This window comes from Microbacterium sp. S1037 (assembly GCF_048381605.1).
In the GTDB taxonomy this organism is placed as follows: Bacteria; Actinomycetota; Actinomycetes; order Actinomycetales; family Microbacteriaceae; genus Microbacterium; species Microbacterium testaceum_B.
Genome location: NZ_JBLWIG010000003.1, coordinates 412,219 through 425,292, shown reverse-complemented (window position 1 = coordinate 425,292; position 13,074 = coordinate 412,219). Strand labels below are relative to the sequence as shown.

Below are 13,074 nucleotides of genomic sequence, written 5' to 3'. Positions count from 1 at the left end.
CGGTCAGTCGAGATGGAAGATCTCGGGGAGCTCGTGCCACCACTCGCCTTCGCGCCGGTCGGGCACGGGGCTCTGCAGGGGTTCTTGCACCGACCACCAGCGCTGCGTCTCGGGGTCGGCCGCCATGGCCGCCATGTCGGCCTCGTAGTCGTCGCCGACGTATTCGTAGTACGCGAAGAGCAGCTCGCCGTAGCGGTAGATCGAGTAGTTGCGGATGTTGCTCCGCGTGATCTGCTCGAGCACGCCGGGCCAGACGGCGGCGTGGTACCGCTCGTACTCCTCGCGGTTCTCGGGCGAGACGCCGATGACGGACGCGAACCTTCTCACGAGTTCTCCTGGGGGTCGGGGACGGCCACGGGGACGCCCTCTCGGTCTGCGGAAGCGTAGGCGGCCTCGACGACCGCCATGGTGTGCAGCACGTCGTCGACCGCGGTCGGCAGCGTCGGCACCGACCCCTCGACGAAGCGCTGCACGGCACCCATCGAGCCGATGAAGGCGTCGGGGAACCACGACCCCTCGAAGGGGACGGGCTGCCACCCGGCATCCTTCTCGTCGAGCAGCACCATCTCGAGCGAATCGGGACCGCCGTCCGGGTAGTCGAGCAGGAGGCCCATCTGCGCGCGGATCGCCCCGCGCGTGCCCTCCCACTGCACGAAGCTCTCCTCGTGCCCCGGTCCGAAGGCGTGGTCGTGATTCGTGCTGACGGTGACCCGCAGGGGGCGATCCCGGTAACGCATCAGGATCGTCGAGCGCGTGGTCGCGATCTCGGGCTTCTCGGGATGCCGGACGGTCACCGCGCTGACCGCGTCGGGGTCGCCGAAGAACGAGCGCACGAGATCGAGGTAGTGGACGCTGTGCATCGTGATCTCGAGGCGGTCTAGCCCGAACACGTGCGGGAAGAGATGCCACGGGGTGTCCACCGCCACCCGCACCTGCATGTCGTACACCTCGCCGATGGCCCCCTCCGCGATGAGACGGCGCGCCTCGGCGATGTAGGGGGCGAAGCGCAGCTGCGTGTTGACCGCGGCGACGAGCCCCTTCCGTCGACAGACGTCCCGCAGGGCCACCCCCTCGGCGAGCGAGTGTCCGAGCGGCTTCTGGATCAGAACCGCGGCCCCGTCGGGCAGCGCCTCGAGGGCGTCGAGGTACTGCTCGGGCATGAGCGCGATGTCGTACACGGCGTCGGCGGGCGCCGCGGCCACCGCCTCGGCGACCGTTCCGAAGACGTGGGCGATGCCGTACCCGTCGGCGAGCGCCCGGGCGCGCTCGACCGTGCGGTTCACCAGGCCCCAGACGGGGAACCCCGCCTTCCGGTACGCGGGGAGGTGGGCGTCTTTCACGATCCCGCCGGTGCCGATGATCACGATGGGACGCGGGTCCTCCACCGCGCGCACGGTGTACGACGGGGCGGGATGCCGCTCGGGTTGGTCGCTCACGCGCTCAGCCCTTGACCGCGCCGACGGTCTGCCCGCGCACGAGGAAGCGCTGCGCCCCGATGAACACGATGAGCAGCGGGATCATCGAGATGACCGTCGCGAGCGCCAGCTGCGGCATGTAGAGCTTGACGTCGAGCCCCGCGGCCACGGTCGCGTTGAACAGCGGGCTCGCGCCGATGAGCTCCTGGATGCCGATCGAGATCGTCTTGTTCTGCTGGTTCGAGGTCAGCAGCGCCAGCGGCAGGAAGAAGTTCGTCCAGTTGGCCACGAAGGAGAAGAACGCCACGAGCGCGATCGCCTGCTTCGAGATCGGCAGGCCGATCTTGAAGAAGATCGCCAGCTCCCCCAGTCCGTCGATCCGCGCGGCCTCCACGAGCTCGGGCGGCATGGTCGTCATGAAGTGGATGTAGCTGAGGTACACCCCGAACGGGAAGAAGCCCATGATGACCGCCACGGGCCAGAGCTGCCCCACGGCGCCGATCGCGTTGACCTCGAGGAAGAGCGGGATGACCAGGACCGTGTTGGGCATGACCATCGCCAGCAGCGTCGCGAACAGCCACGCCTTGCGCCACCGGAACCGCAGTCGGGCGAGCGCGTAGCCCGCGGGGAGAGCGGCGACCAGAGCCAGGATGCCGCCCGCCACAGCGAGGATCAGGGAGTTGAGGATCCACCGCTGGAAGAGTCCGCCCCCCGAGGGGCCGAAGCCGGTGATCTGCGACCAGCTGTAGACCGCGTGATCCCAGGAGAGGCCGCCGAGCCCGAGGAAGCCGTCGCTTCCGGCGGCGACGTTGTCCTGGTCGCGGAAGGCCATCGCGATGAAGCCGACGATCGGGATCACGAACATCGCGGCGACGACGAGCATCACCGTGATGCGCGACACCCGACCGACGCTCCAGCGCGTCGACGGGGCCTTGTTGCCGGACGGAGTGCGGGTCGCGACGCTCACTTGGACTTCTCCTCTTCGCCGAACAGGCCGCTCTTGAACACGATGAACATGCCGATCGCGAGCGTGATCACCAGCAGGATGATCGACATCGCCGCGGCGGCCGGGAAGTTGCGGTTGGTGAAGGCGAACGCGTAACCCAGCTGCGTCGGCGCCCACTCGGCATCCACCGATCCCGACGAGATCTGCCGCAGCAGGTAGGGCTCGAGGAACAGCTGGAAGCCGTAGGCGAGGTTCATCAGCGCGGCGTAGCCGATCCAGGGGCGGATGAGCGGGAGCTTGATGCTCCACGCGAGCTGCCACGAGTTGGCCCCGTCGATCTTGGCCGCCTCGAAGACCTCTTCGGCGATGCCGTTCAGGCCCCCGTTGACGATGACGATCCACGTTCCGACGCCCTGGAAGAACAGCATGGCGGTGAGGATCCAGGGAAGGTTCTCGGTCGTCGTGACCTCTTTGAGGTTGTTGACTCCCAGGCCCTGCCAGAGGAACGCGATCGGCGAGATCGAGGGGTTCAGCAGGTAGACCCACAGCACGAAGTTGGCGATGCCGGCGAGGGCGCCGGGCAGGAAGTACACGAAGCGCATCGCGCCGCCGAAGCGCCCGGGGCTCGCGTGCACGAGCAGCGCGAGACCGACGATGCCCACGATCATCAGCGGCAGCCACACGATCATGACCGTGAAGATGTTGATGAACGTGTCGAAGAACCGGAAGTCGGTGACGGCGGTGATGTAGGCGTCCAGGCCGCCGAACCCGGACTTCGGGTTGACCATGGTCGGCGCCTTCTGGAGCGAGATCCAGAACGCGTAGCAGATGGGGATGGCGGCGGCGACGAGGAACAGCGCCGCGTACGGCGCCATGAGGATCCAGGCCCCGCGGGCCTCGACACGGTGGGGAGCGCGCCGACGCCCCGAGGTGCGGCGGGGCAGAGCCCCGCGTCGCTCGGCTGTGGTGAGCGTTTCTGTGGCGGTGACGGTCATGACTTCTTTCCTGGGGAATCGACTTCCGGGGGAAGACAGGGGGCCAGGGCGCCGGTTCTCACCGGCGCCCTGGCCGCGGGGTCACTGAACGGTGTAGCCGACCGACTTGGCCTGGTTCACCAGCTCGTCGCCGAACTTGGTGATCGCGTCCGGGATGCTGCCGCCCGAGATCAGCGTGGGGCTGACCGTCTCGGTCCAGACCGAGCCGGTGTCGTACAGCATGTACGAGTACGGCTGCACCTCACCCAGGGCGGTCTTGAACGACGCCTGCGTCGTGGGCACGTCGGCGAAGTACTTGTCGGCCTCGAGCTTGGCGAGCCACGCGTCCTGGACGGGGCCGTAGCCGGGAAGGCCCGTGGAGAGGTCGACCTGCCAGCGCGGGTCGGTCGCGACGAACTTCATGAACGTCAGCGTGTTCTCGAGCTCCTTGCCCGTGATGTGCGACGAGGCGCCCCAGAGGCCACCGCCCTCGTTACCGGTCGACGGCTTCGAGTCGCCCTTCCAGGGCAGCGGAGCCGCCGCGGTCATCTGGCCGGCCGGGATCTTCCAGGTGTCGCGGAAGAGGTAGTTGCCCCACCACGCCGCTCCGGGGCTCATCACGAGGTTCTGGCCCTCGGTCGCCGCGTCGCCGTCGAAGATGCCCTGGGTGCTGAGCGCCTTGCCCTTGTACATCTTGTCGAGCAGATCGGTCGCCCGGGTGCAGGTCGAGTCGGAGAGGTCGATGTGCGCCTCGCTCTCGGACACGCGGTCGTTCGTCGGGCAACCCGAGGCCTGCAGGTAGCGGTTGATCGCGTAGGCGTCGCCGAGGAAGCCGCTGATCTTGCCGGGGTGCTCGGTGGCGATCTTGACCGCGAGGTCGCCGTACTCCTCCCACGTCGTGGGCAGCGTGTAGCCGTTCTCGTCGAAGAAGGCCTTGTTGTACCAGAACACGTCGGGTGCCGCGTCGTTGCGCAGGCACCGGATCTTGCCGTCGATGTTGCAGAACGACAGCACGGCGGGGTCGTAGCCCGAGATCGTGTCGGCCATCAGATCGGTGAGGTCGGCCGCGTAGTTGCTGGTCGAGTTCGTCGCCCAGGCGATGTCGTCGTTCGAGGGGAAGAAGATCGCGTCGGGCCAGCCGGACCCGGCGGCGTCGAAGTTGGCGAACGACTGCTTCACCGTCTTGCCGCCCACCGTGCCGTCGATCTGCACGACGTCGATCGGGATGTCGGGGTACGCCTTCTGGAATGCCTCGGCGGCGGGCACGCGGGGCGGGTCGACCCAGACGGTGATCTTTCCGCCCGAGTCGGTCTGCGCCTGCGACGCCGTCCCGCCCGTGGCATCGCCGGAACATCCGGCGAGCGTGAGCGCGGCGACGGCGAGCGCCGCCCCGGCCGCGAGGATGCGTGTTGTCTTCATTGACACTCCTTTGTGTGAGCTGCCGCTTCGCCCAGTTGATCGGGAGCTGTGACGACCCGAGCGAATTGGTCAAACGTTATCCCGCGGCACGTATTTGATCAAACGTTTGCTTGCTCGTCTGATCCCACAGCCTCAGGCTTAGGTCCGACGATACATCAGATGAATTGTTGTTTCCACGATTTTTTGCCGATTCTGATCGACTTCAGCCGGAAAGGCCGAGTCGACCCGCGTCGAGGCGGTAGAACTCTGCCGCCGTGCGCCCCAGGACCCGCTCGCGGGCGTCGGCGTCGAACTCGTCGAACAGGGGTCGCAAACCGTTCCACACGCGCGTGTATCCGCCGGAAAGCACGGAGATCGGCCAGTCCCCGCCGTACATCAGGCGCTGGGGCCCGAACATCTCGAGAGCCCTGTCCACGAACGGGCGGATCTGGTCGGTCGTCCACGCCGAGCTGTCGCCCGTCGCCGAGTACAGTCCACTCACCTTGGCGTACACGTTCGCGTTCTCCGCGGCGGCACTCATCAGACGACCCCACTCCGCCCCGTCGCTCACGCCGATCGGCGGCTTCGCGAGGTGGTCGATCACCATCCGCAGGCGGGGATGGCGAGCGGCGACCAGTGGGACGATCTCGACGTGGCGCGGCAACACCGCGACCACGTCGAACGGGAGGCCGCGCTCCTCGAGGAGCCCGAGCGAGGCGTCGACCTCCGGGCGCAGCAGCCAGTCGGGGTCGGGCTGGTTGTGGATGAGGGTGCGCACACCCACCATGAGCGGGTCACCCTCCCACGACGCGAGGGTGCGCTCCGTCCGCTCGGGATCCTCGAGCGGGGCGTACCCGACGATGCCGGCCACCTCGGGGTGAGCGGCGGCGGACTCGCGCATCAGTTGCGTGTCCTCCGGGTTGTCGGCGGACTGCACCTGCACGGTGAAGTCGACGCCGGCCGCGCGCAGCTCGGGAGCGACGTCGGCGAACGTCATGACCCCGTCGATCGGGGCGGCATCCGGCGTCAGCCAGTCGTACTCGGCGCGGGACGGGTCCCACACGTGCTGATGGGCGTCGATCACGGGAAAGGTCATGCGTGCCTCCTCGGGCGGGTTCGGACAATCATCATCGGAGGTTTTCGCCACCGACGGGGGCGTTTCGAGCGGAATCGGCGGAATTCCTCCGATGAATCCTTCCAGTCCGTAGACTGACCGCCATGACCGACGACTTCGTCTCCGCACCGCGTTCCCAGACGGACGTGGTCATCGACGGCATCAAGACGATGCTGACGCGAGGGGAGCTCGGTCCCGGGTCGCGCCTGCCGATCGAGAAAGACCTGGCGGCGCAACTCGGCGTCTCGCGCGGCTCGCTGCGCGAGGGCGTCCGGGCGCTCGCGACGCTCGGAGTACTCGAGACGCGACAGGGCGACGGCACGTACGTGACGGCGCTCGACCCCCGCACCCTGCTGAGCCCGCTCGGCTTCCTCGCCGATCTCCAGCAGCCCGCCCACGCCGCCGACCTGCTGGCCGTGCGACGCATGCTCGAGGCCGAGACCGTCTCGCTCGCCGCCACGCGTCTCACCGACGAGGAGCTGCAGCAGCTCGACCGGACGCTCGGGGTCGTCGACACGATCCTCGAGAACGAGCCCGACATGGACCTCGAGGGCTTCATCGACGCCGACACCGAGTTCCACCGCATCATCGCCCGCGCGAGCGGCAATCCCGCGCTGGCCGCCATCATCGACACGCTCGTGGGACGCACGTTCCGCGCGCGACTCTGGCGCGCCATCACGCACCGCGGGTCGGTGCGCGAGACGCAGGCCGAGCACCGGGCGATCCTCGACGAACTCGTCCGTCGGGATCCCGCCCGGGCTCGCATCCGCATGCAGGTGCACCTCCTGGGCGTCGAGGAGTTCAGCGCCGCACACGCGGACGAAGACCCCGAAGCCCAGTAGCCGTCACCGGCTCGCCCAGTACGTTCCCTCGGGGAAGGTGTACTCGGCGAGAGACGCGTCGTACATCTCGGCGCTGTAACCGGGCAGCGAGGGGAGCACGTACGCGCCGTTCTCGACGATGCACGGGTCGACGAAATGCTCGTGCAGGTGGTCGACGAACTCGGTGACACGGTTCTCGAGCGTCCCGGACACGCACACGAAGTCGAAGATCGACAGGTGCTGCACGAGCTCGCACAGACCGACGCCGCCGGCGTGCGGGCACACCGGCACTCCGAACTTCGCCGCCATCAGGTAGACCGCGATGATCTCGTTGACGCTCGCGAGGCGGGCGGAGTCGAGCTGGCAGAAGTCGATCGCCTCGGCCTGGAACATCTGCTTGAACAGCACCCGGTTCATCCCGTGCTCGCCGGTCGCGACCCCGATCGGGGCGACGGCCTTGCGCACCGCGGCGTGCCCGAGAACGTCGTCGGGGCTCGTGGGCTCTTCGATCCACAGCGGCTTGAACTCGGCGAGGTGGCTCATCCACTCGATCGCCTCGGGGACGTCCCAGACCTGGTTCGCGTCGATCATCAGGTTGGCATCCCACCCGATCACCTCTCGCGCGATGCGCAGACGCCGGATGTCGTCGTCGAGGCTCGCGCCGACCTTGAGCTTGACGTGGCGGTACCCCTCGTCGACGGCCTCCTGCAGCAGACGCCGCAACTTGTCGTCGCTGTACCCGAGCCAGCCGGCACTCGTGGTGTAGCAGGGGTAGCCGCCGCGGCCCTCGAGCTCGGCGATGCGCGCGGCGCGCGTGGGAGCGAGCTCGGTCAGGATGCCGATGGCCTCCTCGCGCGTGAGGGCGTCCGACAGGTAGCGCATGTCGGCGACGTCGACGAGCTGCTCCGGGGTCATGTCGGCCAGCAGGCGCCAGAGGGGCTTCTGGGCGACCCGTGCGGCGAGATCCCACATGGCGTTCATGACCGCGGCCATGCCGAGGTGGACGACGCCCTTCTCGGGACCGAGCCAGCGCAGCTGCGAGTCGGAGGCGAGTTCGCGGTAGACGCCCCCGAGGTCGGCGACGGCATCTTCGACCGAGCGTCCGACGAGGGGCAGTCCACGCTGACGCGCCGCCTCCACGCACAGGTCGTTGCCGCGTCCGATGGTGAACGTGAAGCCGTACCCCTTCAGCTCGGGGTCGTCGGTGTGCACCACCACATAGGCGGCGGAGTAGTCGCCGTCCTTGTTCATGGCATCCGACCCGTCCATGCTGAGCGAGGTCGGAAAGCGCACGTCGTGCGCGGTGACGGCGGTGATCGTGGTCATGCGTCTTCCTTGGAGATGAGGTCTGCCTCGGCGAGGTCGCGCCAGAGGTCGTCGGGGATGGGGGTGGCGGCGCGATCGAGGTTCTGGGTCACCTGGCGGCGTCCTCGCGCGCCGAGAACGACGGACACGACCGCGGGATGCCGCAGGGCGAAGGCCACGGCGACGTCGGGCAGGGTCACCCCGTGGCGCTCGCTGATGTCGGCGATCGCGTTCGCCCGCGCGATGAGCTCCGGCGGCGCGGGCTGGTAGTCGTAGGTGGCGTCCGCGGGCGGACGGGGCGCGCTCAGCAGCCCGGAGTTGAAGACCCCGGCGGCGACCACACCGACCCCGCGCTCCTGGGCGAGCGGAAGGAGTTCCGCGGCGGCGGAGTCGTCGAGGAGCGTGTAACGCCCCGCACACATCACGACGTCGATGTCGGCGCGTCGGATGAGCTCGGCGAGCGGGTCGGCCGCGTTCATCCCGGCGCCGACGGCCGAGACGACCCCCTGCTCGCGCAGCTCGATGAGCGCGCCGATGCCCTCGGTGGACGCCTGGGCGAAGTGATCGTCCGGGTCGTGCAGGTAGAGGATGTCGAATCGGTCGAGACCCGTGCGCCGGAGGGAGTCCTCGACCGAGCGCAGGATGCCGTCACGGCTGAAGTCCCACCGGCGGACGACGTCGCGCGGCACGTCGAACCCGTCGTCGTCGCGGAGGTGCGCGGTCTCGGGGCTCGGCTCGAGCACCCGACCGACCTTGGTGGAGATCACGAACTCGTCGCGCGGGCGGCTCGCGAGGCGCGCGCCGAGGCGTCGCTCCGAGAGACCGAGCCCGTAGTGGGGGGCGGTGTCGAAGTACCGGACACCCCCGTCCCACGCGGTGTCGACCGACTCGTCGACCTCTGCCTCGGTCGTCTCGCGATACAGGTTCCCGAGTTGAGCCGCGCCGAGGCCGATCTCGGTGAGCAGTGTTCCGTGCCGCAATGCACGAGTGCGCATGGTCGCCTCCTTTTCCCCCAGCCTACATCACATTCATCAGATGACTAGGAGGAATCGAGGGCTCAGAGCCACACATCGACGAGGAATCGACGGAATAGATCAGTTCTTTTCGCGGGGCTCCGCCGTCGACGCCCGCTCCACGAGGTTCGGGGCCGGGTCGGTCACCACGACGTCCGCGCGAGCCCCCGACGCGAGGTTCTCAACCACCGCTCGCAGCGCCGTCGCTCCCACCTCGCGCAGCGGCATCCGGACCGTCGTGAGGGGTGGCCACGTGTGCTCGGCCGTCCACGCGTCGTGGATCGCCACCACCGACAGGTCCTCGGGGACGCTCAGCCCGAGGCGCCGCGCCGCGGCGAGCGCGCCGTACGCGGCGTTGACGTTCGCCACCACGACGGCGGTCGGTCGCTCCTCCCGTGCCCGCTCCTCGCCGGCCCGCTCCTCGCCGGCCCGCTCCTCGCCGGCCCGCTCCTCGCCGGCCCACAGGAGGGTCAACGCCTCCGCGCCCCGCGCGGGTTCGTATCCGAGGCGCGTGACATCGCGTTCGCCGACCTCGAGCCCCGCGCGCTCCATCGCGGCACGGAATCCGCCCTCGCGCCGGCGCGCTGTATCGGACGAGGCCAGGCCGCTGATGAGCGCGATGCGGCGGTGCCCGAGCCCCACGAGGTGGTCGACGGCGACAGCCGCGCCGCGCTCGTCGTCCAGGACGACCGACCCCGCACCCTCGGGATGGATCGAGTTGACGAACACGACGGGCATCCGCCCCGCGATCAGGCGGTTGATGTCGCTGTCGGGCATGGCGTCGCCGGTCTGCACGATCAGCCCATCGACGCGGCCCTCGCCGATCAGTCGTCCGATGATGTCGACGCCCTCGGGCAGACCGTCCGCCCGCGCCAGGAGGACGACGTAGCCGAGGCGGTACGCCTCGTCTTCGACGCCGTGCAGCAGCTCGGTGAAGACGGCGTTCGTCACGTCGGGCACGACGAGACCGACGACGTGGGTGCGCGCGGACTTGAGCGCGCGCGCCGCGAAGTTCGGGCGATACCCGAGTTCGGCCGCCGCCTCTTGGATCCGCCGTCGCGTGCTCTCGCTCACGCGGGTGTTCGGTGCATCGCTGAGGACGCGGGAGACGGCCGAGACCGACACCCCGGCGCGCGCGGCGACGTCGCTCAGCCTGACCATCCGCCCAGTGTAGGGATGGCGAGAGGTAGGGATGCCGCGAGCCCACCCCCGCGTCACACGTCGCGCTCCCCCGCGGGACGGCGGTTGACGAGGTACACGTGCGTGAGCACCATGACGGTGTCGCCGTGCTGGTTGCGCACGGTGACGAGTTCGTCGACGTAGCCGGTGGCATCCGGGGTCCTGGCGTGGGGGCGCAGGGCGGTGATCTCGGCCGTGACGCGGATCGTGTCGCCGATGAACACGGGGCGGATGAAGCGGATCCGGTCGTACCCGTAGCTCATGGACTGCGGGTTGATGTCGCCGGCGGTCATGCCGACCGCGACCGAGAGGACGAGCGTGCCGTGGGCGATGCGCTGCCCGGCGGGTTGCGTCGCCATCCACTCGGCATCCATGTGATGGGGGAAGAAGTCCCCGGTCTGGCCGGCGTGCAGGACGATGTCGGCCTCGGTGATGGTGCGCCCCACCGTCTCGCGCGCTTCTCCGACGACGTGGTCCTCGTACCAGCGGTCCATCATCCTCATCGGTCCCCCTCGGTGGCGCGGACGCCGGCGTCCAGGCGCGCGCGCAGCTCGTCGTCGGTCAGCTCGTCGCGCAGGGCCGCCGTCACGAGGGGCGACAGGGCGTTCTGCAGCTCGATGTAACGGGACCACCGCGGTCGCACGTACGCCCCCTCGAGCGTCGCGCGGGTTCCGCGGAAGAAGTCGAGGCTGTCGGCGTTCGTGCGGTCGTCGTCCCACGCGACCGCGTTGCCCGGTTGCCCGCCGGCGTCGTAGTAGACGCCCGACTGCACCTCGGCCGAGGCGAGCCAGAAGGCGTGGGCGATCGCCTCGGCGGTGTGGCGCGACCGCGACGAGACGGCGATGCCGGCCCCGCCCAGCAGCGACCCGCGCACCCCACGACGGGATGCCGGGATGTCGACGTACCGCAGACGGTGCGCGCGGAAGCCCGGGCGGCTGTAGTTCGAGTAGCCGAACAGCAGCGGGGCGTAGCAGTACCGCGTGCCCTCGCTGAGCGCGTCGGCGGTCTGGATGGGGTTCCACGTCGCGCACTCCGCAGGCACGGCCCGGGCGAGGGCACGGAGAGTGTGCATCGACTCCGCGAGAGCGTCCGCGGAGAGGAACACGCCAGGAGTCCGCATCGCATCCTCGCCGTTGCCGGCGGCGACCGTGATCAGGCTCGAGAAGGCGTCGACCGGCTTGTACGGCCAGAGCACCCTCCCCTCCGCGGCGAGGGCGAGCACGCCCGGCCAGTCGCGGGGCGGCTCGGGAAGCAGGTCGGGCCGGAAGGCCGCGACCTGGGCCGCGGCATCCGTCGCGAGGCCCCACTGCCCTCCGGCGTGCGCATACGACGCGTGCGACGAGCCGACCGATTGTGCGGCGAGCAGCGCGAGCTCGTCGTCGTGACCGCTGCCGTCGAGGCGGGCGAAGAGGCCCTCCTCGGCCGCGAAGGGGATGTGCGGGTGATCGATCACGAGAAGGTCGTAGTCGCGCACGAGCTCTTCGAGCGGCTGGTCGGCGAAGGACTGCAGCGAGCGCTGATCCCATCGCACCTCGACGTCGGGAGCGACCTCACGGTACGCCCGAGCCGACGCCGCGACGCTGCCGTACCCGCGCTCGTGCTCCCACGTGATGCCGCGCAGCTCGACGCTCATGCGCGGGCCCCGTCTTCCGCCCGGACGTCGCTCGACAGGAACTCCGCGCGGATGCGCGCGCCGTCCTCCCCGAGCAGGGGCGCGGCCTTCTCGCTGCGCAGCACCTGCCCGTCGATCCGGAGCGGGCTCCGGGTGGTGGCGATCCTCGTCCCGCGCCGCTCGACCTCCTGCGTCATGTCGATCGCGGCGAACCCGTCCGAGGCCAGCAGCTCGTCGAGCGTCAGCACCGGCGCACACCAGACGTCCGCGGCATCCAGGATGCCGAGCCAGTGCGCCGTGGAACCCGTGGCGAAGCGCGCCGCGAGGAGCGCCTCGATCTCTTCCTGGCGGTCCCAGGCGTCGCGCGGATCCGTCAGGACCGCGAGCTCGGGAAGGTCGAGGAGGCGACCGAGTTCGGGGATCGGGTTCATCGCGAGGGCGAGGTACCCGTCGAGGGTGGGGTACGTGCCGTAGGGGGCGGCGAGGAAGGCGTGCGCCGAGTGCTCGCCGTGGCGCCGCACCTGGATGGTGTCGTCGTTGAGCTTCGTGCTGAGGAGCTCGAACTGCAGGTCGAGGACGGCTTCCAGCAGGCTCGACTGCACGAGTCCCCCCTGCCCCGTGCGGAAGCGGCGGACCAGCAGCGCGGTCACTCCCTGAGCGATGTGGCAGCTGAGGAGGTGGTCGGCGATCGAGAGGCCGAGCGGCACGGGGCCGTCCTCCCGGGAGCCGCTCAGCCACGGCAGCCCCGAGATCGCCTGGGCGAGCAGGTCTTGACCGGGACGGTCGCGCCACGGACCCTCGTCGCCGTAGCCGCTCGCGCTGGCGTAGACGATCGAGGGGTTGATCTCTTTCACCGAGGCGTAGTCGAGACCGATGCGCTCCATCACCCCCGGGCGGAAGTTCTGGATCATGACATCGGCGCGCGCGACGAGCCGACGGACGTCTTCGAGGTCGTCGGGGTTCTTGAGGTCGGCGGCGACCGACTCCTTGTTGCGGTTCATCGCGTGGAACGACACCGTGTCGCCGTCGATCGAGCGACCGGCGAACGCGAGGGTCCGTCCGATGTCGCCGACGCCGGGGCGCTCGATCTTCACGACCCGCGCGCCGAGATCCGCGAGGCGGAGCGCCGCGACCGGACCGGCGAGGAACTGACTGAAGTCGAGGACGAGAAGACCGTCCAAGGGTCTGATGATCTGCTGTGTCATGAGGATCGCGCGCCTTCGCGTCGAGGAGAAAACGTCGTGAGACGTCGTGGTCAATCGTTTGTTCACCGTAGCGCTGCGGGGTTTCGGGTGCA

The 13,074-nt window shown here is 69.4% G+C and carries 13 protein-coding genes; 1 reads left to right on the top strand and 12 read right to left on the bottom strand.

The features are described from left to right. Nucleotides 1-3: 3 nt before the first annotated feature. From ACMW4R_RS17095 to ACMW4R_RS17070, 6 genes are all read right to left on the bottom strand, one after another. The gene (locus ACMW4R_RS17095) at nt 4-327 is read right to left on the bottom strand and encodes an L-rhamnose mutarotase (RefSeq protein WP_013585670.1); all 324 of its coding nucleotides are present in this window, start codon (nt 325-327) and stop codon (nt 4-6) included. Continuing rightward, the gene (locus ACMW4R_RS17090; RefSeq protein WP_418300506.1) at nt 324-1,436 is read right to left on the bottom strand and encodes a Gfo/Idh/MocA family protein; all 1,113 of its coding nucleotides are present in this window, start codon (nt 1,434-1,436) and stop codon (nt 324-326) included. Before ACMW4R_RS17090 ends, ACMW4R_RS17095 begins: the two co-directional genes overlap by 4 nt. 4 nt (nt 1,437-1,440) lie before the next feature. Continuing rightward, nucleotides 1,441-2,382, bottom strand: a complete 942-nt coding sequence (locus tag ACMW4R_RS17085) for a carbohydrate ABC transporter permease (RefSeq protein WP_058597083.1) — start codon at nt 2,380-2,382, stop codon at nt 1,441-1,443. Beyond that, entirely contained in the window at nt 2,379-3,356 is a 978-nt protein-coding gene (locus ACMW4R_RS17080; protein ID WP_058597082.1) for a carbohydrate ABC transporter permease, read from the bottom strand. The genes ACMW4R_RS17085 and ACMW4R_RS17080 overlap by 4 nt, the downstream gene beginning before the upstream one ends. Nucleotides 3,357-3,437: 81 nt before the next feature. Then, nucleotides 3,438-4,754 (bottom strand): ABC transporter substrate-binding protein, encoded by a 1,317-nt coding sequence (locus tag ACMW4R_RS17075; protein ID WP_058613395.1) that lies wholly within the window; start codon nt 4,752-4,754, stop codon nt 3,438-3,440. Nucleotides 4,755-4,956: 202 nt separating this feature from the next. Beyond that, nucleotides 4,957-5,829: an amidohydrolase family protein gene (locus ACMW4R_RS17070; protein WP_058597080.1), complete on the bottom strand. Its 873-nt coding sequence runs from the start codon at nt 5,827-5,829 to the stop codon at nt 4,957-4,959. Nucleotides 5,830-5,951: 122 nt separating this feature from the next. Here ACMW4R_RS17070 and ACMW4R_RS17065 point away from each other — a divergent pair, with 122 nt between their 5' ends. After that, a complete protein-coding gene (locus ACMW4R_RS17065) occupies nt 5,952-6,689 on the top strand; it encodes a FadR/GntR family transcriptional regulator (RefSeq protein WP_058597079.1) in 738 nt (245 codons plus the stop codon). 3 nt (nt 6,690-6,692) lie between these two features. Here the strand turns inward: ACMW4R_RS17065 and ACMW4R_RS17060 are convergent, their stop codons facing one another. From ACMW4R_RS17060 to ACMW4R_RS17035, 6 genes are all read right to left on the bottom strand, one after another. Continuing rightward, nucleotides 6,693-7,994, bottom strand: coding sequence for an L-fuconate dehydratase (locus tag ACMW4R_RS17060; RefSeq protein ID WP_058630023.1), 1,302 nt, complete (start codon nt 7,992-7,994; stop codon nt 6,693-6,695). After that, on the bottom strand, nt 7,991-8,968 hold the full coding sequence (locus ACMW4R_RS17055) for an aldo/keto reductase (protein ID WP_058597077.1): 978 nt from the start codon (nt 8,966-8,968) through the stop codon (nt 7,991-7,993). The genes ACMW4R_RS17060 and ACMW4R_RS17055 overlap by 4 nt, the downstream gene beginning before the upstream one ends. Nucleotides 8,969-9,067: 99 nt before the next feature. Further along, complete coding sequence (locus ACMW4R_RS17050; protein WP_418300505.1) at nt 9,068-10,147, bottom strand: LacI family DNA-binding transcriptional regulator; 1,080 nt, start codon at nt 10,145-10,147, stop codon at nt 9,068-9,070. A gap of 53 nt (nt 10,148-10,200) precedes the next feature. Next, nucleotides 10,201-10,668, bottom strand: coding sequence for a MaoC family dehydratase (locus ACMW4R_RS17045; RefSeq protein ID WP_418300504.1), 468 nt, complete (start codon nt 10,666-10,668; stop codon nt 10,201-10,203). Continuing rightward, nucleotides 10,665-11,798, bottom strand: coding sequence for an extracellular solute-binding protein (locus ACMW4R_RS17040; protein ID WP_418300503.1), 1,134 nt, complete (start codon nt 11,796-11,798; stop codon nt 10,665-10,667). The genes ACMW4R_RS17045 and ACMW4R_RS17040 overlap by 4 nt, the downstream gene beginning before the upstream one ends. Then, entirely contained in the window at nt 11,795-12,958 is a 1,164-nt protein-coding gene (locus ACMW4R_RS17035) for a CaiB/BaiF CoA transferase family protein (protein ID WP_418300502.1), read from the bottom strand. The genes ACMW4R_RS17040 and ACMW4R_RS17035 overlap by 4 nt, the downstream gene beginning before the upstream one ends. Between the last annotated feature and the right edge of the window lie 116 nt (nt 12,959-13,074).

Coding starts and splice junctions, on each gene's coding strand:
- ACMW4R_RS17055 (WP_058597077.1), bottom strand. CDS start 8,968: ATGCGCACTCGTGCATTGCGGCACGGAACACTGCTCACCGAGATCGGC.
- ACMW4R_RS17070 (WP_058597080.1), bottom strand. CDS start 5,829: ATGACCTTTCCCGTGATCGACGCCCATCAGCACGTGTGGGACCCGTCC.
- ACMW4R_RS17050 (WP_418300505.1), bottom strand. CDS start 10,147: ATGGTCAGGCTGAGCGACGTCGCCGCGCGCGCCGGGGTGTCGGTCTCG.
- ACMW4R_RS17075 (WP_058613395.1), bottom strand. CDS start 4,754: ATGAAGACAACACGCATCCTCGCGGCCGGGGCGGCGCTCGCCGTCGCC.
- ACMW4R_RS17080 (WP_058597082.1), bottom strand. CDS start 3,356: ATGACCGTCACCGCCACAGAAACGCTCACCACAGCCGAGCGACGCGGG.
- ACMW4R_RS17065 (WP_058597079.1), top strand. CDS start 5,952: ATGACCGACGACTTCGTCTCCGCACCGCGTTCCCAGACGGACGTGGTC.
- ACMW4R_RS17045 (WP_418300504.1), bottom strand. CDS start 10,668: ATGAGGATGATGGACCGCTGGTACGAGGACCACGTCGTCGGAGAAGCG.
- ACMW4R_RS17060 (WP_058630023.1), bottom strand. CDS start 7,994: ATGACCACGATCACCGCCGTCACCGCGCACGACGTGCGCTTTCCGACC.
- ACMW4R_RS17040 (WP_418300503.1), bottom strand. CDS start 11,798: ATGAGCGTCGAGCTGCGCGGCATCACGTGGGAGCACGAGCGCGGGTAC.